Below are 21,285 nucleotides of genomic sequence, written 5' to 3' on the forward strand. Positions count from 1 at the left end.
GGCAGCGGCTACTTTGAAGCCTTGCCCAGCACTTCGCGTGCAGCCTTCAGGTCAGCCGTTTCGAAGCCTTCCGTGAAGCGGGCGTAAGTCTCGGCCAGTCCGTCCAGCGGCTTTGCCTTGCGTTGCTTGCGGCGAAAGCGGGCCAGCGACGTTTCCGTTCGCAGCCGCCATGACAACGCATCCTGCTTCTCGGCCAGCGCAATCGAGGCCGCAAAGCTTGCTTCTGCCGCCTTCAAATCTCCGCCGCGCGCCTCGAGTTCACCGCGCAGGCGCAGAAGCTCCGGTCCGTCGAAAGCCTCGCCGGCCGGCTCGATGCGGGCGATCGCCTCGTGCAAGATGCGCAGCCCCGCCGCCAATTGGCCCAGTTCAGCCAACCCCTGCGACAGGTCGGAAATGAAAGCGGAAGCATACAGCTCGTAACGGTCTGCGTGCAGCCGTGGCAGCGCGGCCTGCAGCGATTCGATCCCCTCCTTGAGTTCACCTCGCGCGATCATCGTCTGCGCGCGAAAGCCGGTGGCCACCGCCTGGTAGGGTGCCAGCGCGTGGCTGGCAGCGTGAGTCGAAAGGCGACCGGCCATCTGTTCGACCAGGGACCAATCGCCAACCCAGCCATAGAGCGACGCAGACCAGCTCAGAGCTATGCAATGCATCACCGCGTCCTGCGGTGCCGCCGCACCAGTGAGCGGGCGGACACATTCGACCGCCTGATCAGGATACCCGCGCAGCCACAACACGCGCGCGAGCGGAATCTGCGGCGTTCTCGCGTACGCAAAATGACCTGGCTGTGCGCTGCGGAGCGCACCTGCGCCCGAAACGCCTTCAGCCAGATGAAGTTGCGCCGCAGCCTGATCACCCAACAAATGATAGGAAACACCAACCAGCGCTTTCGCTCCTGCAAGCCCCGCCTTGTCGCCGATCTCGCGTGCAACACGTTCGGCTTCAAAAGCAATCGGCAGTAGTTCGCGAAAGTCACCGGTCCGCCGATAGAACATATTCAAGCGCGCCAGCAGACGGAATTTATTGGGACGATCGCCAAGTGCCTCGGCAATTTCCAGGCCGCGGCGCAGCGCCACTTCAGCCTGATCGCTGTTGCGCTCGGTGAACATGTAAGCGTGCCCTAGTGTTGCCTGCAGTTCCAATTCCCATGCGCTGCCGCGGGTCGAATCGTCGAGCATCGTAAGCGCGCGGCTCGACCATAGGCCTCCTTCGTCCAGCAGGTTCAGCTCGACGAACAGCCTGGCGCAAGCACCGGCCAGCGGCACGCGCAATTCCGCGCCCTCGTCATTGGCGAAAGCCCACTTCAGCGCGACACGTGCATCGGAAAGCAGCAGCGTCCGAGACCGCGAACGCGCAGCCTGGTCGCCCTCCTTCGCGTCTGCCGCCGTCGTCTCCAGCGCGTGCTGGACATAGCGGGCATGCCGGCGCGCGATGCTCGTGGCTTCACCGCTGTCGGCAAGCTTTTGCGTCGCATAAGCCCTGGTGGTGTCGAGAAGCCGATAGCGCATCACGGCGCCGTCAGGCCGCACCGCAACCAGCGACTTGGCAACGAGTTGCTCCAACGAGTCCACAATGCGCTCGGGCGGATCGTCTTCCTCTCCTGCGACCATGGTCGCCCCCTGCAACGTGAAGGGGGCGGCAAAGATGGCAAGGCGACGGAGAAGGATCCGCTCGCTCTCGCTGATCAGACCATAGCTCCAGTCCAGCGTTGCACCGAGAGTTTGCTGGCGCGGAGGCGCCGTCCGCCGGCCACGCCACTCCAGCTTAAGTCGGCCGTCGAGCAGCGTCACCATCTCGCGCAATCCATGCGTGCCGACCCGTACGGCGGCGAGCTCGATCGCCAGCGCAATGCCATCGAGCTTGCTGCATATTTCCGCGAGAACCTCGGCGTCTTCGTTGGCAATTTCCGAGCGATGGCCCGCCGCGGCGGCCCGTTCAGTAAACAGGCGCGCAGCCGGATAGGCCAACATCTCGCTTGCGCTCAGCCCCGCACCCTGCGGAGGCCCCTCAAGCGGACCGAGCTCGAAGATCTGCTCGCCTTCCACAAGCAGCGACTCGCGGCTGGTGACGAGGATGCTGACCCCGGGCGCCTGCTGGTGGATGCGCTCCGCCATCCCGGCGATAGCCTCGACAACATGCTCGCAGCTGTCGAGCACCAGCAGCAAGCGACGGCTGCGCAGGTAGCCGACAATGCTGTCGGTCGGATCAGAATGGTGCACCACGAGCCCGAGGGCCCAGGCGATCGTGCCCGCGACAAGCCCCGCATCCTTAACCATGCTGAAGTCGAGAAAGCGAACCTGACCGTCGAACTGCGCCGAAAGTTCATGGGCCAGCGCGATCGCAACGGTCGTCTTGCCGATTCCACCCGGCCCCCTGAGCGTGATGAAGCGTTCGCTTACCAGACGCTGTGACACTTCCCGAACAACATCATCCCTTCCGATCATCCGCTCCAGGCGGTGAGGCAGGACAGGCGCAGGCGTCTCGGGGACGCCCGGTGCCTGCACAGAAAGTGCAACCGCCGGAGGCGTGACTGCGATGCGCTGCACCGGTGCGACGAAGCAATAACCGCGGCTTGGTATGTTCGTGATGTACCGCGCGCCCTCCTTGCCGTCACCGAGCGCCTTGCGGACCTCGGCGATATGCACTCGCAAATTGATCTCTTCGACGACAAGGCCCGGCCACGCGTGAGCCAACAGCTCATTCTTCGATACGACATCGCCAGCACGGCTGACCAACAGCCAAAGGATATCCAGCGCGCGGCTACCCAGCTTGACTGGCACTCCATCCCGTTCAAGCAGCCGCGCCTTGTCGTGAAGGGAAAATGGTCCGAAGGAGGCGATGTCTGCATCGTGCGGCGCCCTCACCGGGCTCGCGCGAGAAGCGCTCGTTGTTTCAAGCCCGGTCACTGCGCTCACCCTTGTCGATAGCTGGCCGGCGAGAGTTACTGTACCGCGTTCGCCGCCATCCAGCTTTTTTGAGAAGAACTGCAGAAAATCCGCGATCTGTGCCGTTGCAACATCGTTATCCGGAAGGCTTTGCAGTCCGAGAAGTAGCCGCACTTATTTCGACGTGTAAAGACCGTAGTGGAGGAATAAGGCGCTTCGAAAACCCCTGATCCGGGCAAATTGCCATCTTCAACTTTGCCCTGTTTCGCCACCTGACCCCGGCCGTGGATCGTCCGCGCACACGGGGTTCGGACGCAACAATTTCTCCAACGTTAGCAATAGGTAACAGCGCTTAACAACACCTAACGAGCAATTTTCCGGTTCTCCGGCGACATTCAAGCCACAGGCGGCGCGCGAACCAGATTGGTCGATGCCCGCTCAGGCAACGGAGAGCAAGATGCACAGGCCGCAGGTTTCCGAAGTTATCGACCAGGATCGGCGCGCTCTGCTGGGCAGCGTGGCGATGGGCATCGCGATTGCCGGCACGGCTGGCCTGTTTCCTCTTCACCGCGCTCTCGCTGAACCGAATGAGGTTATTCGCCCGTTTCGGGTCAACGTCCCCAAAGAGGCACTGGTTGACCTTCGCCGACGCGTCGCTGCGACACGCTTGCCGGACCGGGAGACGGTTGATGACGGATCGCAAGGGCTGCAGCTCGCCGCGTTCAGCGAACTTATGCGCTACTGGGCCACTGAATATGACTGGCGCAATGCCGAAGCCAGGCTCAACGCCCTGCCGCAGTTCACAACGACGATAGATGGCATCGACATCCACTTTATCCATGTCCGCTCCCGTCATGCCAACGCGCTGCCGCTGATCATGACGCACGGCTGGCCGGGCTCTGTGTTCGAGCTGCTCAAGACCGTGGGTCCTCTGACCGATCCGACCGGCCACGGTGGACGCGCAGAAGACGCATTTGATCTTGTCCTGCCGTCGATCCCCGGCTTCGGCTTTTCCGGCAAACCCAAAGGCACGGGATGGGGGCCGGAGCGCATCGCGCGAGCCTGGGCCGAATTGATGAATCGCCTCGGCTACAGCCGCTACGTCGCCCAGGGCGGCGACTGGGGCGCGCCGATCTCGAGCGCAATGGCGCGACAGGCTCCTGCAGGTTTGCTCGGCATTCACGTCAACCTGCCGGCGGCCGTGCCGTCCGAAATCGCGGCGCTGCTCGCCACCGGCGCGCCTGCTCCGCAAAATCTCTCGTCGAAGGAACGTGCAGCGTTCGACGCACTCTCCATCTTCTACAAGAGGTACCGGGCCTACGCGGCAATGATGGGAACGCGGCCGCAGACCATTGGCTACGCGCTGACCGACTCTCCCGCCGGGCTGGCGGCCTGGATGTTTGATTACAACAACGCCGAACCGCTTCGCCTGCTCACCCGCGACGAGATGCTGGACGACGTCACGCTGTACTGGCTGACGAACACGGCTGTTTCATCCGCACGCATTTACTGGGAGACGGCGGGTCAGAGCGTCATTCTCTCCGCCGCGCAGAAGACAGCGGAAATCTCGCTTCCCGTCGCGATCTCCGTCTTCCCGGAGGAAGTGTATCGCGCTCCGGAGAGTTGGGCCCGCCGCGCCTATCGAAACCTCATCTACTTCAACGAGACCGACAAGGGCGGACACTTCGCGGCATGGGAACAGCCCGAACTTTTCTCCCGGGAAGTCGTCGCGGCGTTTCGGCCGCTACGTCAACACTGACCTGAACCAGACATCTCAATTGCTGCAAGACACCAACCTGAACGAGGACAAACTAAAATGAAAACACTCCGCATTATCGCCGCAGCTGCGGCACTGTTCGTCGCCACCGCCTCGACCTTGCCCGTGGCACAGGCCCAGGAAGTCAGTCTGGGCGACATCAAGCGCACCAATCTGCTCCGCAACGATCTCAGTGCTGCCGGACGCGAGGTCATCCAGGTGCTCGTTGAGTTCGGTCCGGGCGTCAGCGCCATCAGGCACTCGCATCCCGGTGAAGAGCTCGTCTACGTCACTGAAGGCGCGCTGGAGTATCAGCTCGACGGCAGGCCGCCGCGGACCGTCAAGGCCGGCGAAGTGCTCTTCATTCCGCACGGAACGCCGCATGCGGTGAAGAACGTCGGCTCCGTCAAGGCCGCCGAGATTGCCACCTACATCGTCGAGAAAGGCAAACCGCTCCTGGTGCTGGGCGAGTAAGCAGCATCGAGAACGCCACACAAGCGGCATCACAACTGCGAAGCACGCGACATTCGAGTTCGGGAGATCAGCCATGAGCAATAGCTCGGAGAAAATCAAAATTCGTCGCCGATGTCACGGCGGCGTGGCGATAGCAATCGCTGCTGCCACGGCACTCGCCGCTCCGGTATCCAGTTCTTTCGGTGCGCCGGCACACGGCCAAACGCTATCCGCACAAGAGCACAAGGCCGACGTCAGCTTCCTTGAGATCGACAAGGACATCACGCTCCGGAGAATGGTGGTCCGCAATGCGAACCCGAAGGGGACCGTTCTCTTCCTGCATGGATTTCCGGAGACGATGTACGCCTGGAAAGATATCGCCCTTACCCTCGCCGGCGACTACGAAGTCCACGCTTTCGACTGGCCGGGCTTCGGACTTTCGTCTCGGCCGACGGTCGACAGATATTCGTACGCCCCAAGGGACTTCGCGCGCGTTCTGAACGACTACATACGCAAGGCGGGCATCGAAACGTCGAAGCTCACGGTCTACGCCACCGACATCGGAGCTCTGCCGGCTCTTCTCCTGGCCCAGGAGAAGCCCGGCATCGCGACGTCGATCATCGTCGGCGATTTCGCTCCCTTCGACAGGCCTCAGTATATGTACGAGAGCCTGCAGAGCCTGAAGGCCGGACCTTCGATGGATCAGGCCCGCGACCATCTGAACAAAAATCGCGACGATATCCTCGAAAACGCGTTCAGAAGAGGCCTGCCCAAGGAAGCGCAATTCGATGTGCCGCGCGAATTCAAGGACGACATGTCACGCGCCTGGGGTCACGGCGCAATAACGACGGCTGATGCCTTTTCGCGCTACTACGCTCATTTCACGCGTGACCAGAACCACTTCGAATCGAATCTGGAGCGGCTCGAAATCCCGGTGAAGGTCGTGTGGGGCGAGAAGGATCTCTACATCAAAAAAGAGATGGGGATCGAACTCGCCGATAAAATTGGCGCCGAGCTCACGCTACTTCCCGGTATCGGGCATTACCCTCACCTACAGGATCCCCAGCAGACCATCGACGAGGTTCGCGCTGCATTTCGGTGACCAGCCAAAAGTATCCACCCCCGCGCCAATGGCGCAAAAAAAGAGAAGTGCCATGTCCGTCTCTCACAAAGGTGTCGCAGTCATCACAGGTGCCTCCGCCGGAATCGGTGCGGTTTATGCCGACCGGCTGGCGCGCCGTGGCTATGACCTCATCCTCGTCGCACGCAACCAGGCCCGGCTCGACCAACTGGCGGCGCGCATCGCCGGCGCCACGGGCCGAAAGGTCAAGACTGTTGCCGCGGACCTGAACAACAAGGGTGACCTGAAGCGGATCGAGACGATCGTCGCCACGGACCCCGGCGTCACCCTGCTGGTTAACAACGCAGGCGTCGGCGGCCTGGAGCCGCTGTTGCAGTCCGATGTGGATGCCATGGAGGAGATGGTCAATCTCAACGTGACGGCGCTGATGCGACTTACCTACGCCGCGGCTCCCGCGCTCGTCGCCCGTGGAAGCGGGGCGATCATCAACATTGCCTCGGTGGTCGCCATCGCGCCGGAAGTTCTGAACGGCGTCTATGGCGGAACCAAAGCCTTCGTGCTCGCCCTGGGCCAGTCGCTTCACAGGGAATTGGCCGACAAGAACGTGCGTATCCAGACCGTCCTGCCCGGCGCCACAGCGACCAACTTCTGGGACGCAGCCGGTGGCGCCGTCGAGAATCTGCCGTCCAACATCGTCATGAGGTCGGATGACCTCGTCGACGCGGCTCTCGCCGGCTGCGATCAAGGTGAAGTCGTTACCATCCCCTCGCTTCCAGATGCAGCGGACTGGGCCAGCTACGAAGCGGCGCGGCAGAAGCTCATGCCAAACCTTTCTCTCAGCTCAGTGCCGGCGCGATACCGAACCGCGGCTGCGGCGTAACCCATGTCCAACAGTACGGAGGCTACCATGTCACTCTTCAATATCCCGGTCTCAACGCCGGTCCTTGCGCCGGTCGCCATTGCCGGTTGGCGCGATCACGCGGGGCATGTGCTCGTCTACGCCGAACCACTCGGCCGGTTCGGACTCTACGCCTCGCTCGCGATCGTCTATGCCTGGTTCGGTGGCATGAAATTCACGGACTACGAGGCACAAGGCCTGGTGCCGCTCGTGGAGAACAGCCCGCTTCTGAGCTGGTTTTATGCACTGTTCTCGGTACGCGGCTTCTCGACCCTCCTTGGCTTTGTTGAACTTGGCATCGGACTACTGATCGCTCTTAGACTGGCGAACCCGATATTCTCCGCAGCGGGCGGTCTGCTTTCGGCGGGGCTCTTGGTCACGACCATCAGCTTCATGATCTCGACGCCAGGCGTCTTCGTGGCCGAACTCGGCCCACCAGCCATTACCGTGGCGCCCGGTCCGTTTCTTCTGAAGGATGTCGGTCTTCTCGCTCTCTCCTTCTGGATCTTCGTCGACTCGCTGAAGGCCGTCGTTCGCAGTTGAGGCGATCTTCGACGTACAACCGTGCGCCTCGCGTCAGGTGACGCAGGCGCACTTCCCTCCCCCGGAAGGAGTCCATCATGAGCATCCGCAAACGACTGACAACCGCAGTTCTCGCCATCGCGATCGCGGCCCCAATCGCCGACTTCTTCTGGAGCAAGTCCATGCCGCAGGCAACAACATCGAGGTTTCAGTGGACGTCGGCCCGGGCGACCGCCGGCCAGTCGCAACTGACTTCGCTCAAGGGAGCGAACGAATGGCTGAATTCGGAGCAGCTGACGCCGGAGGCGCTACGCGGCAAGGTCGTCCTGATCGATTTCTGGACCTACACCTGCATCAACTGGCTGCGGACCGCGCCCTACGTCCAGGCGTGGGCACAGAAGTACAAGGATCAGGGACTGGTGGTGATCGGCGTCCATTCGCCGGAGTTCGCGTTCGAAAAGGACATCAACAACGTGCGACGGGCCGTGAAAGGACTGGGGATCACCTATCCCGTCGCCGTGGACAGCGAGCACGCGATTTGGCGCGGCTTCGACAACAACTACTGGCCGGCGCTCTACTTCGTCGATGCTCAGGGACGCGTCCGCCATCATCATTTCGGCGAAGGCTCGTACGACGAGTCCGAGAGGTTCATTCAGAAGCTCCTGGCCGAGGCCGGAGCCGCCAGCATCGATCGCAATCTCGTCGCGGTCGATCCCCGCGGCTTCGAAGTCGCAGCCGACTGGGCAACGCTCAAATCAGTTGAGAACTATCTTGGATACGTTCGCACGGAAAACTTCGCTTCACCGGGCGGCGCCATCCGCAACGAGCCCAAAGCGTATCAGCAGCCCGCTCGTCTGCGGCCAAATGAGTGGGCGCTCGCCGGAGACTGGACGGTGCGCGACGACGCCTCGGTGCTGAACGCATCGGGGGGCGTGCTTGCGACCCGATTTCACGCCCGCGACGTCAATCTCGTCATGAGCCCACCAGCCTCAGCAACTCCGGTGCGCTTCCGCGTGACGATCGACGGCAAACCGCCGGGCGACGCGCACGGCCTCGACGTGGATGAGCAAGGTTACGGCGCGGTGACCGAACAGCGCCTTTATCAATTGATCCGACAGCCAGGCGCCATTGTCGAGCGAACGGTGGAAGTCGAGTTCCTCAACTTAGGCGTCGAGGCCTTCGCGTTTACGTTTGGCTAAGGCGGCGCCGCACTGGACCTCGCAGACGTTAGCCACTCATTTAGCTAGAATGTCCGGCCAAGCCGAAACAGCCTTTAACGGTGTCGTGAAAGTGACCGGCACTACCGATGCCTGCGCTCGCCACAAGCGTGGCGTTTTCCGCAGCAAGGAAGGTCGCCTCGAACTGGGCTTGCGGACTATACCGCCTTTCGAAAGTGACCATGGGGCGGTCAGAACGACGCGACTGGTGCTTCGGCGTAGCGAATGTCCGCTTCGCGCCAGAAGCGGCCAGTTGAGCCGGCATGCAATCTTGCCGAGTTAGACGAGGCAACGATCGGATCTGCCCTTCGTGACGCGATTAGCACAAGCGAACTCAAAAGGGTTTATTGCCGAAAGGAGTTCTTGAGGAGCCGAGGGCGCGATATGGAACGTCCATTCTCGCGGTGAGCTTCCGCCGGTCCGCGAGATTAAGGATTTTACGCGATAGCCGCTTGAACACGGCGACGCTGCCTTCGTCCCAATGTATCGGACAGGTGGCGGCCATCGCGCGCGTCGGATAGAGCCGGTCGCCCTCGTCGAACGACAGGTTGAGTAGCCGGCGACGCCGTCGAACTGGCGGCTCGCCATTTCGACACTGGCCTAAGATAGACTGTCTGGCGAGTCATCGATTGCCTCCTCTGAAGTCCGAAAGGGCTCGCGATGAAGGCGTTCAATACGAGACTGAATCGGCGCAAACTGCCGAACATCGTGGCATTTCGGCATTGGTGTCTTTCGAACCGCCACCGAACAGCAAGCAATGCCGCACAAACGCGAAGATGATCCGACGCCAAATCGGAAGCTGAAGCATGTCTCAGTCAGTACACGTTCACGCCTTTTGCGACCTTCTGGACGTCGGGGGCGTCGTCGACGATCCAGAGCGGATCGCCACCTACACGACGGATCAACGCCAGCTCTTCACGGGGTCAACGCTGGCCGTACTGAGGCCGGCGACGACGAAGCAGGTCGCCGACATCGTGCTGCTGGCGGCAAAACTGGGCATCGGAATCGTTCCGCAGGGCGGCAACACGAGCTACTGCGGCGGTGCGACGCCGGACGCCTCCGGACGGCAGATCATCGTGAGCCTTGAGCGGATGGACAGGATCCGCGAAGTCGATCCCCTCTCCATGAGCATCTCAGTAGACGCCGGCGCTATCCTGAAGAACGTACAGGACGCCGCGGCGACCGCTGGACTTCTGTTGCCGCTCAGCCTCGGCGCGGAAGGCAGTTGCCGGATCGGCGGCAACATCGGAACGAACGCTGGCGGACTGTCCGTCGTCAGATACGGGATGACTCGCGATCTGCTCCTCGGGATCGAGGCGGTTCTGTCGGACGGCACGGTGGTTTCGGACATGCGCAAACTACGGAAGAATAATACAGGCTACGACATCAAACAGTGCTTCGTTGGAAGCGAGGGAACTCTCGGCATCGTCACGGGCGCTGTGTTGCGCCTCGCGCCCTTGCCGATCCGCCGCGCGACCGCCTGGCTGAAGCTCGCGACGGGCGCCCCGCTCGCCGAGCTTCTCGCCCTGGTACGTCGCGAATCCGCGGACCTGCTCACCACCTTCGAATTCATGACGGCCCGATCGATCGCGCTCGCGAGCGAAGCGATGACCAACCCGCCCTCCGTCCGCGCCGGCGCTGGGGGCACCGTACTTGCCGAGCTCACCTCCTCCTCGCGTCATCTCGATCTCGATGGACTGATGGAAGCCGTTCTGGCCGAAGCGATCGAGTCCGGATGGATCGAGGACGCCTTCCTGGCGCAGAGCGGATCGCAGCGGACCGCGATGTGGGAGGTACGCGAGACCATCCCGGAGGGCGAGAAGCGCCGGAACGGGTCGGTGAAGCACGACATTTCTGTACCGCTTTCCGCCATTCAACGTTTTCTGGATTTAGCCGGCTCACAGGTACGGTCGTATGACGCCGACCTTGAGCTGTCCGTCTATGGACACGTCGGCGACGGCAATCTGCACTACAACGTGCTGGTGCCTCCCGACGTCGACCGGATAGAGTTCACCAAGCGGATCGAAAGCGGCCTGTCGCGGCAACTCTACGACACGGCCGCGGCGCTCGGCGGCACGTTTAGCGCGGAGCACGGCGTCGGCCGGTTCAAGAAGCATCTTTTGGAGCAGTATGGCGACGTCGGCCGCATCGCTGCGATGCGCCGAATCAAGACCGCCTTTGATCCAGCGAACATCATGAACGCCGGCGCGATGGTTTCCCCGTTGGGGAAGTAATCTGCCTCTTGAACCATCGGGCCTCGAAGGCCGATTCATGCGAGATGAGGCGGGTTCCGAGATGAATTTCATCGGTAAAATCCGAGAACGGCCTTGGTCTCGAGATATTCCTCCATACCCTCGATGCCGTATTCCCGGCCGTTGCCGGAACGTTTGTATCCGCCAAAAGGTGCGTTCGGGTCCCAGTCGGGACAGTTGAGATGCACCTGACCGGACCGGATCCGCCCCGCGACCGCCCGTACCGTCTCCATATCCATGCCCTGCACATGAGCCCCGAGGCCGTAGATAGTGTCGTTGGCGATCTCGATCGCCTCGTCGATCGTATCGTAGGGAATGATCGACAGCACCGGGCCGAAGATCTCCTCGTGCGCAATCCTCATGCCGCGACGGACGTTCGAGAAGATCGTCGGCCGCGAATAGAGGCCGATCTGAAGGTTGTCGGGGCGCCCCGGCCCGCCGCTGACGAGCTTGGCGCCTTCCTCCAGACCGACGCCGATCATGGCCTGGATACGCTCGAACTGCGGCCGGTTGGCGATCGGACCATGGGTCGTACTTTCCGCAAGCGGATCGCCGACCACCATTTCGGAAGCAGCCGCCGCGGCCAGAACTTCGACCTTCGCCATCTGTGAGCGGGAAACAAGCATACGCGTCGGTGCGCTGCAGGATTGCCCGAGATTGCGGAAGGCGGCGCCGACGCCGAGTGGAACGGCCCGGCTCAGCTCGGCATCCGGCAGAATGATATTCGGCGACTTGCCGCCGAGTTCCTGGGCGACGCGCTTGACGGTGACTGCCGCCGCTTGCGCTACGAGAATCCCAGCACGGGTCGAGCCCGTGATCGAGATCATGTCGATCTGCGGATGCGACGCCAGACCGGTCCCCACGACGGGACCTGTCCCGTTGACGAGGTTGAATACGCCGGGCGGACAACCGGCATCGTCCATCACCTCGGCGAACAGCAAGGCGCTCAGGGGCGACAATTCGCTGGGCTTCAACACCACCGTGCAGCCCGCCGCGAGCGCCGGACCGACCTTGGCTGTGATCTGGTAGAGAGGCCAGTTCCAGGGGGTGATGAGGCCGCAGACGCCGATGGCCTCGCGCATGATGGCGGTGCTGCCGCGCCGGCTGATGAAAGAATAGGTCGCGAGATTGTCACGCGCGACGCGGATATGTTCGGCGGCCAGCGGCACCTGGGCTCGGCGCGCATAGGTGATAGCGGCACCCATTTCGCTCGTGAGCGCCTGCGCGAACAGTTCCAGCCGCTCGAGGATCAAACCATGGATCCGGTCGAGCAGCGCTGCCCGCTCCGCAGCCGGCTTGCAAGACCAGCCGGCAAAGGCTCGTTCAGCGGCGGAGACAGCGCGGTCTACATCCTCATTGCTGCCGAGCGCAACTTCAGCGATCGGCTGCTCGGTCGCCGGGTTAACGACGACCGCCGTCGCCGATCCAGTCGGCTTCCGCCATTCTCCGTCGATGTAGAACTTGCCGAGCAAGCCGGCTTCCGTCAGATGTCGAACGGCCGAGGTCATTGGAAGCGATCCTTGATCCGGTAATAGGCGCCGACCAGCGGAAGGAACCAGGGAGGACCGAGATGGCCCGGAATGGCGGGCCAGGCGAAGTCCTTCCAGGGATTGAGCTCGGTACGACCGTCCATGACTTCCGCCATGATCGTCCCCATCAGGGTCGACATCTGGGTGCCATGGCCGCTGTAGCCCATGGAATAGTAGATGCCGTTGCGTTCGCCAGCGCGTGGCAGCCGGTCGCGCGTCATATCGACCATGCCACCCCAACAATAGTCGATGCGCGCGGTGCGAAGCTCGGGAAAGACGTCGTGCAGCGCAGCCTGCAGGATCGCGCCGCTCTTCTCGTCCGAGGCAGGGTTGGAGATGGCGAAGCGGGCGCGGCCGCCGAAGAGCAGCCGGTTATCAGGCGTGGTTCGGAAGTAGTTGACCAGGTTCTTCGTATCGACCGCCATTCGGCGCCGCGGCAAGAGCCGATCGAGCGTCGCGATCGGCAACGGCTGGGTGACGATCAGGAAGGCGCCCACCGGCACGATCCGGCGTCGAATCCAACCCAGCGGTCCCGTATGCGAGGTGCCGCTCGCCAACAGAACCTGCGAGGCCCGAAGCCGGCCCTTTGGTGTCTCGATCTCGTGGCCTCCGCCAGCGGCGGATCGCAGGCCCGTCATCGGCGCATGCTCGTGGATTTCGACGCCCCGCCGTGCCGCCGCTTCCGCAAGCCCGCGGACGAAGCGCCCGACGTGCATGCCGGCGCTCTTGCGGTAGATCATTCCGCCGTAATAGCGCTGCGATCCCACTTCGCCGGCCAGATCGGCGCGGCTTACCATCGTCGTGTCAGAATCAACATTGGCGGCGAGCAATTCCTGTGTGCGCGCCAGCTTGTCATAGTGCTCAGGCTTGGCCGCAAGCTTGATCTTGCCGACGCGCGCGAAGCTGCAGTCGATCTTTTCTTCCGCCACCAGGCGCTCGACCGTGTCGACCCCGGCGTCGAAGGACCGGTAGAGCCGGTCGGCAACTTTCTTACCGAGCCTGGCCGAGAGCGTGCCGTAGTCCTGAGCGAAACCGTTATTGCACATGCCGCCGTTCCGGCCGGACGCCGCGTGCCCGATCGTCTCAGCTTCGAGGAGCACGACACGCGCGCCCTTCTTGGCGAGAGCTAGAGCGGCCGAGGAACCAGTCAAGCCACCACCAACTACCGCAACGTCGCAGGTGCCTTGCACCGGTCCTGCGGTGGCACTCTTGAATGGCTCCGATGTGTCCAGCCAATAGGATGTGAGTTTCATATCGACCTCGGAATCTCGCTATCTGTATGCTGGGCATGCGCAAATCGCCGCCCAACTCTGTTTCAGGACTACCAGCCGCGCATCCGCGGCCACTGAGCTTCGATTGCGTCGCTTCCCGCGGAGACGACATTGTACAGTTCGTGCTGTGACGCCGTCGCGCACGCGTGATTGGGCAGGATCCTGACCTTCGTGCCGATCGGCAGATCCGGCAGGGTTGCAGCCGATCCGGACCTGATGGCGAGGATGCCGTGCTCCTGGCTCGCCTGCGAGACGATCAGGTCTGGATAGAGTTTGCCGGACAGATCGCAGACGAGACCGTAACCCTGGTCGATCCGCTGCGCCGCGGTGCCGCGATCACGTGACAGCGCCATCCAGCCCGCATCGACCAAAATCCAGCCCTTCTCCGGCTTCGTTCCGATGACGGTGGTGAGAACCGAGATCGCGATGTCGTCAGTGGTGCAGACACCGACACCGTGCATCACCAGATCGAAGAACATGTACACACCGGCCCGCATCTCCGTGACGCCGGTCAGGTCTTCGCCGAAATGGGCGGTCGGCGTCGAACCGACGCTCACGACCGGGCATTCATGCCCCGCCGCCCGCAACGCCTCCGCAGCGGCCACAGCCACGGCCCTTTCGTTCTCCGCAGCCGCGACGAGGGCATCGGGCATGCAAAGGCTGTAGGATTCGCCGGCGTGGGTGAGAATGCCGGCGAGCTTGACGCCAGCCTCGGCCAGGGCGATCGCGATTGCGATGAGCTTGGGATCGGTGGCGGTCAGCCCGCCGCGATGACCGTCGCAGTCGATCTCGATGAAGGCGGATGGCGTCACAGCAGCGGCCCGGCCAGCCTCACCCAGCATCGTCGCCTGTTCGGTCGAATCGAGCAGCACCTTGAGGTCAACGCCGGCTTTACGGAGACGCATCGCCCTCTCAGCGGCGTGCGGTGCCACGCCCACGGCATAAGTCATGTCACGGAAACCGTACTGCGCGAAGTACTCCGCCTCCGCCAAGGTAGAAACGGTGATCGGCCCCGGCCCGGACGGGTAGGCGCGCCGGGCGACCTCGATGGATTTCGCGGTCTTCATATGGGGGCGCAGCACGACACCCCGCGCGGCCATCCGAGAGGACAGACGGCCGAGATTGCGATCCAGCCGGTCCTTGTCAAGCAGGAGGCCCGGCGTCGCCAGCGCGCCGACCGTCGCGGCCGACCGGCCCGGTCGGGCGTTCGGGATATCCGTTCCGTGCGTCTCCAAGCGTAGCATCCCGATGTCTCCTACCCGAATGACTGGTTGGCGAGCGCGAACATGCGCGCTGGCCCGGTCGATGGCATCTGCGTCCCAAGGACCATGGTGGTGGCGTCGCCGACCTGCTGCAGGCCGATGCCTTCGAGCCACTCCCCGAGTTGCGAGGTGGTAGAGGTATCGACCCGGACGAAAACACTCCCGAGGGGCGCGAGCGCGGCCTCGATCAATGCGCGCGCATCGGTCGGGCTTTCGGCGACCACAGGACCGATGACATGCCCACGGCCGAAGAGACGGGAAATGGCGTAGCCGCTGGGTATGCCGTCACGCAAGAGGACATAGCCGTCGCCGACTTCGATCAGCCGGTTCAGCATCTCGCGCCTCGTCCAACCTGTGGCCTGCCGATCGAGGCGTGTGATCGCCTCGAAATCCGATGGAGTCATGGCCCGGACGAGGCACGGCCGCGGCGCCTCATAGCGTTCCCTGGGAATTCCTTGATGCTGGTGGATGACCCCGACGGACACGAAGCCGCGGCGCTGGTAAAGTTCCATGCCTTCGGCCGTCGAATTCAGCGTGATGATCCGCGGTCGTGCCGCCGCGAGCAGCGCGTCCATCAGCCGGGCTCCGTAACCGCGTCCCTGAACAGCTTTCGAGACGATGATCATTCCGGCGGAAGCATGGGTCTCGCCGTAAGGCCACCAGAGCGCGGTCCCCACCACGGCACCCGCGCTCGTCACCACGAAGCCGCGGCCAAGCAGCAGCGCAGAATCCCAATCCTTGAGCAGGTACGGCCAAGACATCTCCTGCGAGAGCTTCAGGGCACCTTCCAGATGCGATCTCGCGAACGGGACCAGGGCCACGTCTTCATGCTCGCGTTCTCCGGCCTGGGTAGCTGCGGTTGTCATGATATGTCGACGTCTCTTGTTTGGTTTGCCGGACTAATCGCCAGTGCCTGACGCGGCGAGATCCATCTGACGATGCTCACACGAGCTGCAGCGTATCTTGGGTCCGACAGCATTACGCAGTCAGACTGAAGCAAAGTTCGGCAGGGTATTGCATTGCTGATACGGTAGAAGAGACGATCTGCTGTCAGCGGCTTGCGCGCCACAGTGCGAACCGATCCTGCATCCGATATCCCCAGATGATGGCGGGCATGAACCAGGGATCGCCACGATAAAGCGGGATGGAGGCCGGCGGACGGAAGTCAAAGGCGGTTCGCGCGCCCTCGTCGTTTCCCATCAGTTTGTGGGCCGCATGCATACCGATCCACGGCGCCCAGACCACGCCTGAGCCGCAGAAGCCGGTGGCATAGACCACGTCGTCCTTTTCGAAGATGCGCGGGAGCATGTCGCGATTCATCGCCACATTGCCGAACCAGCTGTGCGAAAGGCGAACATTCTCCAGTTCCGGAAAAAGGTTCACCAACCCGCTGCGCAGAAGGAGCTTCGGAGCCACCGGGTTACCTACACGAGAGCTGTCGCGCCCCCCTAACAGGATACGTTTGCCGTCGGGCGAAGGTCGGTAATAGAAGCCGACCTGGCGGTTCTCGGTCATCATCAAGCGTTTCGGCATCAGCCGCGCCATGACTTCAGGTGCAAGCTCCTCGGTTGCAATGATCCGGCTGCGAACCGGGACCAGCCTGCGGCGCAGGAAGGGAACGGCGCCATCGGTATAGCCATTCGTACAAACCAGCACCTGACGCGCCTGCACCGATCCGGCCGAGGTAACGACGCGGAATCCGGAGCCATCCCTCTCGATTGAGATGACGGGCGTTCGTGCATGGACCGCGACTCCCGAAGCGAGCGCCACTCGCAGGAGTTCAGCGTGAAACTTCGCCGGGTGTAGCCCACCGATATCCATCCGGACCGTGCCACCACGGTAGATGTCGGTGCCGATGTAGTTGAGCTGCTCGACATACGGAACCGCGTGAGATTCGATCTGCAATTTCTTCGCCAACGCGTCAGCGCTGCGCGCCATCGTTTCGTATTGTTCATATCCGAATGAAGCTTTGAACTGACCAACCAGTTGAAAGTCGCATTCGAGCCGTTCCGTCCTGATGAATTCGTACAGGAATTCGCGTGCGATCTTGCCTTCCGCCTCGATCGCCAGCGCCTTGTCTTCGCCGAAGCGTCGGGAGATCGTCGCGTAATCAGGCCGTATGCTTGCGCTGGTTATTCCACCGTTGCGCGTCGAGGCCCCCTCGCCCGGATTCATCGCGTCAAAGGCCGCAACCGAGCGGCCCTCGCGCGCCAGCACCAACCCGGCCGAAAGGCCGGCATAGCCAGCGCCCACGATCAGCACGTCGAGTTTCTTGGGCAATGGCTGTTGAGGCAGCGGCTTTAGCGGTGAGGCTTCCCACCAGTAGGGCGTGTCTTTCTCTGCGACTTTCGGCTCGTGCATGTAGCTGACTTCCTGTGTGTTCAGGCTTGGCCTGGAATTGCTGACAAGATCGGTTGTGATCAGCCAACGCGATGCTTGCGACGTCTACGCTCGTCACTAAACCCTGCTGTAGCCTTCCACGCGGTCTTCCACTCGCATCGCATTGAGCTCAGATGTGATCGTCTCGCACGTCGAGCGCGTCGCGCAGCCCGTCGCCGATGAAATTGAAGCTTGTCACCGCGATCGTAATCGCAGCGCCAGGAATGATGGCAAGCCAGGGCGCTCTGGCCAGGTACTGTTGGGCGCCGTTGAGCATGTTTCCCCAGCTGGGCAGTGGCGGCTGGATCCCAAAACCGAGGAAGCTAATATACGCTTCCAGAAGTATCGCGCGGGCGACCGTCAAACTGGCGGCTACGATGATCGGACCCATAGCGTTGGGCAAGATCTCCCTGAACATGATATGCGTTCCGCTTAGCCCAAGCATCCGACCGGCCTGGACAAACTCGCGTTCGCGTAGCGAGCGAACCTCAGCCTCGACGATGCGGGCAACCTCCATCCACTTGGTGAGTGCGATGATAACCGTGATCATGACGGGGCTGGGCCGCAATGCTGCAGCCAGCGCCAGTACGAGAAAGATCGATGGAAACGACAAGAAGCCATCGACCGTACGCATGAGGACTGCGCTGATCCAGCCGCCGCGATACCCCGCGACCACGCCAACAAGTGTGCCGATCACTAACGATAATAGCATCGCCGAAAATCCCACCAGCAGCGAGATCCGGCCTGCCATCAACAGTCGAGCAGCCAAGTCACGCCCCAGCGGATCGGTGCCAAGATAATGATTTCCCGTCATCGGAGGAGCGAAGCGGGCGCGCAAGTCAATGTGGAGCGAGTCATAAGGCAGCAGATAGGGGCCTAAGACGCATGCCAGCGTCAGCAGCGTGATCATTGCCAGACCTAGCAGCGCCAGGCGATGGCCAATGAAGCGGAGTACCGCGCGGCTGTGCCACCATCGGCTCGGAGCTGTGCTTACGGCGAGAGCGGTCATATCGGTTGGCTCCTCTGTCGGGGCTTTTGCGGGTTCAAGCCAGACGAATGCGCGGGTCGACAATGGCGACGACGATGTCGGCGATCAGGTTTCCGAGAATGACGAGGATGGCGGAGAATATCAGCAACCCCATCACGACCGGGTAGTCGCTGTAGCCGAGGCTGTCGAGAAACAACCGTCCCATTCCTGGCCAGGTAAAGACCGTCTCGGTCACCAATGCACCCGTTAGAATGCTGGGCAGCTGCACTCCGGCAAGCGTGATCATTGGCAGGAGTGCGTTGCCGACAACATGTTTCAAGAGAATTCGGCGCTCGCTCAGGCCCTTGGCGCGGGCAGTTTTGACGAAGTCCTGGCTGATGGCGTCCAGCGTCGCCGTCCGCATGTAGCGGCTCCAAACCGCGACATGGACAAGTGACAGCACCACGCTTGGCAGGATCAGATGGTGCAGGTAGTTCAGAACGGAGCCGTCGCCGATAGTGTACATGTTCCCTGCAGGCACCCAACCTAGCTGCAGGGAGAACACGTAGATCCCGACAAGCCCGAACCAGAAGGTCGGGATCGATAGCGCGACCATGGCGCCGATCGTTGCTAGATAGTCAAACATCGAATAGCGGTGGGTGGCGCCACGAATACCGATCCAGGTGCCGATTGCGATCGCGATCACCGTCGAGGTACCCATCAGCAGCAGCGTGGCAAAGATATGCCGTCCGATCACGGCCAGCACGGATGTTCCGTCACGGAAGGAGCGGCCCCAGTCGCCTTGCACAAGGCGCCACACCCAGTCGAAATACTGGATCCATAGCGGCCTGTTCAACCCCAACTGTTCCGCCAGCCGCTCCATATCCTGCTGGGTCATGCTTGGATCCCGCGCGTATTGCGACAGGGGGCCGCCTGGAATAAGGCTCAGAATGATGAAGCCGATGATCGAGACGATCACCAGCAGCACGAGGCTCTGTGAGAGGCGATTCAGCAGAAATCCGCGCATTCGGCCCTCCTCCTGAGAATGAGAAATTTAGTAGTACGTTGCCGCTCCGACTGGCTTTCGCGAGACGGAGCGGTGGCCGCGAATATCAGCTCGCCCAAGACCAGGCGCCGGCATTCCAGGATTCGGTGCGCGTGTTGCCATTAGACACCGCACCTTGAATCCCTTTCTTGTGCCCCTGCACGGCAACGTTCTGATAAAGCGGCAGTAAGGGCAGGTCATGCCGGACCAGTTCTTGTACGCGGAAGTAAATTGCGCGCCGTGCTTCCGGATCGAAGGTGCGGCTGCCTTTCTCCAATAGAGAGTCGACCTCCGGATTGACGTATTGCGCATTGTTTGAGCCGCGGCCGCCCTTATTAGCGATCGCAAGCGAATGTAAGCGGTTGGTGACGTCCGGGTCTGCGCCGATCAAATAGGTGCTGCCTACTATGACCGAATCGAAACGCGATCGTTGCCAGAATTCGCCCCACATCACCGCGGCGGGAAGGTTGGAGATGGTCATCTCGACGCCGATCTCTGCAAACGTCTGCTGCAGATACTGCTGCACCTGCTCGCGAAGGGGGTCGCCTGACGTGGTCGAGTTGGTGAAAGACAGACGCACCCCGTCTTTTACTCGTATCTTATCCTTTCCGGGCACCCAGCCGGCCGCGTCGAGGATCTGCTGCGCGCGCTTGACGCTGAACTCCTGCACCGGCAGGCCCGGGTTATAATAGAAGGACTGCCGCGGCATGAAGGTCTCAGTCGGAGTCGGCACGCCGTAGTAAAGCCCGTCGATAATGGCCTTCTTGTCGATCGCTGCATAGAGCGCCTGGCGAACCTGCAGCTCCTTAAACTGCGGGCGCTCGAGATTCAGGTAAAGAGACTCGAATGAGGATTTGGGCTCCAGCGTTACCACCCGGCTCGTCAGCTTGCGAGCTTCCTCGTAATGATCTGGGCTGATGTATGACTGGCCCACGAGATCCACGTCGCCGCTCTTGAATTGGGTGTAGAGGACAGTGAGATCGGGGATGTATTTGAAGATTAGCCGCTCGATAAAAGGACCTTCACCGAAATAATTCGAATTGGCGACAAGCTCGATACGGTCGCCAGGAAGGCGCGCGCTCCACTTGAATGCACCAGTACCGATTGGCGCTTGGTTGAAGGCGGCATTGTTTGGATCAGCCTCCTTCTCCAGGATGTGCTTCGGCACCATGAAGGTTTCGGTCAGGAACGACAAATACGGTGCGAAAGCCTGCTCCATCTGCCATGTAATCTCGACAGGCGAGACCACGGCAATGTCGCGCACCAACGAGTGCCCCGTTGTACGCCAACTGCGGAAGTTCGGCTTCGTGATGAGTTCGAGGGTGAATTTCACGTCCTCAGCCGTGAAAGGCTTGCCGTCGTGCCAACGCACATCGTCGCGCAAGCGGATCCGCCAATTGAGACCGTCCTCCGATATGCCGCCGTTCTTTTGGGTCGGCACTTCGACAGCAAGGTTCGGCTGAATTACGCCTTTGGGATCGATGCGAAAGAGCGCATCGAAAAGCGAGAAATGGACGCCGTCATCGACCTCGATATGTGCCATCAGCGGATTAAAGACCGTGGGTTCTTGCGAGAGTCCGACGACAATCCGGCCCTTGGGAACTCGTGGAGCCTTTTGGCCGAAGGCGGGCTTGGTCAACAGATTGGGCGCGAAGATGCTGGCAGCCCCGCCTAAGGCCATCATTCGCAATGTGTCGCGCCGCGAGTAGTTTGATGCAGATTTGGAACGCTTGGTCATGGTTTCCTCCCTATGGCGGTATCCGCAGTTACT

16 protein-coding genes are annotated in these 21,285 nt (G+C 61.9%); 7 read left to right on the forward strand and 9 right to left on the reverse strand.

The window, feature by feature from the left end; genetic code table 11:
• Positions 1-8 precede the first annotated feature (8 nt).
• Positions 9-3,056 carry an ATP-binding protein gene (locus tag V1279_RS23975; RefSeq protein WP_334440877.1) on the reverse strand — a complete coding sequence of 1,016 codons (3,048 nt, stop codon included), beginning with the start codon at positions 3,054-3,056 and terminating at the stop codon, positions 9-11.
• A gap of 283 nt (positions 3,057-3,339) precedes the next feature.
• Here V1279_RS23975 and V1279_RS23980 point away from each other — a divergent pair, with 283 nt between their 5' ends.
• The 7 genes from V1279_RS23980 to V1279_RS24010 all read left to right on the forward strand — a co-directional run bounded on the left by V1279_RS23980 (position 3,340) and on the right by V1279_RS24010 (position 11,043).
• Complete coding sequence (locus tag V1279_RS23980; protein ID WP_334440880.1) at positions 3,340-4,641, forward strand: epoxide hydrolase family protein; 1,302 nt, start codon at positions 3,340-3,342, stop codon at positions 4,639-4,641.
• A gap of 57 nt (positions 4,642-4,698) precedes the next feature.
• Positions 4,699-5,112: a cupin domain-containing protein gene (locus tag V1279_RS23985; RefSeq protein WP_334440882.1), complete on the forward strand. Its 414-nt coding sequence runs from the start codon at positions 4,699-4,701 to the stop codon at positions 5,110-5,112.
• Between the two features lie 73 nt (positions 5,113-5,185).
• Positions 5,186-6,193 carry an alpha/beta fold hydrolase gene (locus tag V1279_RS23990; protein ID WP_334446555.1) on the forward strand — a complete coding sequence of 336 codons (1,008 nt, stop codon included), beginning with the start codon at positions 5,186-5,188 and terminating at the stop codon, positions 6,191-6,193.
• 52 nt (positions 6,194-6,245) lie between these two features.
• Complete coding sequence (locus tag V1279_RS23995; RefSeq protein ID WP_334446557.1) at positions 6,246-7,052, forward strand: SDR family NAD(P)-dependent oxidoreductase; 807 nt, start codon at positions 6,246-6,248, stop codon at positions 7,050-7,052.
• Positions 7,053-7,079: 27 nt separating this feature from the next.
• Positions 7,080-7,613, forward strand: coding sequence for a YkgB family protein (locus V1279_RS24000; RefSeq protein WP_334440883.1), 534 nt, complete (start codon positions 7,080-7,082; stop codon positions 7,611-7,613).
• Between the two features lie 77 nt (positions 7,614-7,690).
• A complete protein-coding gene (locus tag V1279_RS24005) occupies positions 7,691-8,791 on the forward strand; it encodes a thioredoxin family protein (RefSeq protein WP_334440885.1) in 1,101 nt (366 codons plus the stop codon).
• An 824-nt stretch (positions 8,792-9,615) separates the two neighbouring features.
• Positions 9,616-11,043, forward strand: a complete 1,428-nt coding sequence (locus V1279_RS24010; protein WP_334440887.1) for an FAD-binding oxidoreductase — start codon at positions 9,616-9,618, stop codon at positions 11,041-11,043.
• 68 nt (positions 11,044-11,111) lie between these two features.
• On the opposite strand, the gene V1279_RS24015 is transcribed toward V1279_RS24010, so the two are convergent.
• From V1279_RS24015 to V1279_RS24050, 8 genes are all read right to left on the reverse strand, one after another.
• Positions 11,112-12,569, reverse strand: coding sequence for an aldehyde dehydrogenase family protein (locus V1279_RS24015; RefSeq protein ID WP_334440889.1), 1,458 nt, complete (start codon positions 12,567-12,569; stop codon positions 11,112-11,114).
• Positions 12,566-13,843, reverse strand: a complete 1,278-nt coding sequence (locus V1279_RS24020) for an NAD(P)/FAD-dependent oxidoreductase (RefSeq protein ID WP_334440891.1) — start codon at positions 13,841-13,843, stop codon at positions 12,566-12,568. Before V1279_RS24020 ends, V1279_RS24015 begins: the two co-directional genes overlap by 4 nt.
• 68 nt (positions 13,844-13,911) lie before the next feature.
• Positions 13,912-15,105 (reverse strand): alanine racemase, encoded by a 1,194-nt coding sequence (locus tag V1279_RS24025; RefSeq protein ID WP_334440892.1) that lies wholly within the window; start codon positions 15,103-15,105, stop codon positions 13,912-13,914.
• 11 nt (positions 15,106-15,116) lie between these two features.
• The gene (locus V1279_RS24030; protein WP_334440894.1) at positions 15,117-15,989 is read right to left on the reverse strand and encodes a GNAT family N-acetyltransferase; all 873 of its coding nucleotides are present in this window, start codon (positions 15,987-15,989) and stop codon (positions 15,117-15,119) included.
• Positions 15,990-16,173: 184 nt separating this feature from the next.
• Entirely contained in the window at positions 16,174-17,484 is a 1,311-nt protein-coding gene (locus tag V1279_RS24035; protein WP_334440896.1) for an NAD(P)/FAD-dependent oxidoreductase, read from the reverse strand.
• Between the two features lie 148 nt (positions 17,485-17,632).
• Complete coding sequence (locus V1279_RS24040) at positions 17,633-18,511, reverse strand: ABC transporter permease (RefSeq protein WP_334440898.1); 879 nt, start codon at positions 18,509-18,511, stop codon at positions 17,633-17,635.
• Positions 18,512-18,545: 34 nt separating this feature from the next.
• Positions 18,546-19,496 carry an ABC transporter permease gene (locus tag V1279_RS24045; protein WP_334440901.1) on the reverse strand — a complete coding sequence of 317 codons (951 nt, stop codon included), beginning with the start codon at positions 19,494-19,496 and terminating at the stop codon, positions 18,546-18,548.
• Positions 19,497-19,581: 85 nt separating this feature from the next.
• A complete protein-coding gene (locus tag V1279_RS24050) occupies positions 19,582-21,252 on the reverse strand; it encodes a peptide ABC transporter substrate-binding protein (RefSeq protein WP_334440904.1) in 1,671 nt (556 codons plus the stop codon).
• Between the last annotated feature and the right edge of the window lie 33 nt (positions 21,253-21,285).

Source organism: Bradyrhizobium sp. AZCC 1610 (assembly GCF_036924515.1).
Taxonomy (GTDB): Bacteria; Pseudomonadota; Alphaproteobacteria; order Rhizobiales; family Xanthobacteraceae; genus Bradyrhizobium.

Coding starts and splice junctions, on each gene's coding strand:
- V1279_RS23985 (WP_334440882.1), top strand. CDS start 4,699: ATGAAAACACTCCGCATTATCGCCGCAGCTGCGGCACTGTTCGTCGCC.
- V1279_RS23980 (WP_334440880.1), top strand. CDS start 3,340: ATGCACAGGCCGCAGGTTTCCGAAGTTATCGACCAGGATCGGCGCGCT.
- V1279_RS24025 (WP_334440892.1), bottom strand. CDS start 15,105: ATGCTACGCTTGGAGACGCACGGAACGGATATCCCGAACGCCCGACCG.
- V1279_RS24040 (WP_334440898.1), bottom strand. CDS start 18,511: ATGACCGCTCTCGCCGTAAGCACAGCTCCGAGCCGATGGTGGCACAGC.
- V1279_RS24005 (WP_334440885.1), top strand. CDS start 7,691: ATGAGCATCCGCAAACGACTGACAACCGCAGTTCTCGCCATCGCGATC.
- V1279_RS24000 (WP_334440883.1), top strand. CDS start 7,080: ATGTCACTCTTCAATATCCCGGTCTCAACGCCGGTCCTTGCGCCGGTC.
- V1279_RS24010 (WP_334440887.1), top strand. CDS start 9,616: ATGTCTCAGTCAGTACACGTTCACGCCTTTTGCGACCTTCTGGACGTC.
- V1279_RS24030 (WP_334440894.1), bottom strand. CDS start 15,989: ATGACAACCGCAGCTACCCAGGCCGGAGAACGCGAGCATGAAGACGTG.
- V1279_RS24050 (WP_334440904.1), bottom strand. CDS start 21,252: ATGACCAAGCGTTCCAAATCTGCATCAAACTACTCGCGGCGCGACACA.
- V1279_RS23995 (WP_334446557.1), top strand. CDS start 6,246: ATGTCCGTCTCTCACAAAGGTGTCGCAGTCATCACAGGTGCCTCCGCC.
- V1279_RS24045 (WP_334440901.1), bottom strand. CDS start 19,496: ATGCGCGGATTTCTGCTGAATCGCCTCTCACAGAGCCTCGTGCTGCTG.
- V1279_RS24015 (WP_334440889.1), bottom strand. CDS start 12,569: ATGACCTCGGCCGTTCGACATCTGACGGAAGCCGGCTTGCTCGGCAAG.
- V1279_RS24020 (WP_334440891.1), bottom strand. CDS start 13,843: ATGAAACTCACATCCTATTGGCTGGACACATCGGAGCCATTCAAGAGT.
- V1279_RS23990 (WP_334446555.1), top strand. CDS start 5,186: ATGAGCAATAGCTCGGAGAAAATCAAAATTCGTCGCCGATGTCACGGC.
- V1279_RS24035 (WP_334440896.1), bottom strand. CDS start 17,484: ATGCACGAGCCGAAAGTCGCAGAGAAAGACACGCCCTACTGGTGGGAA.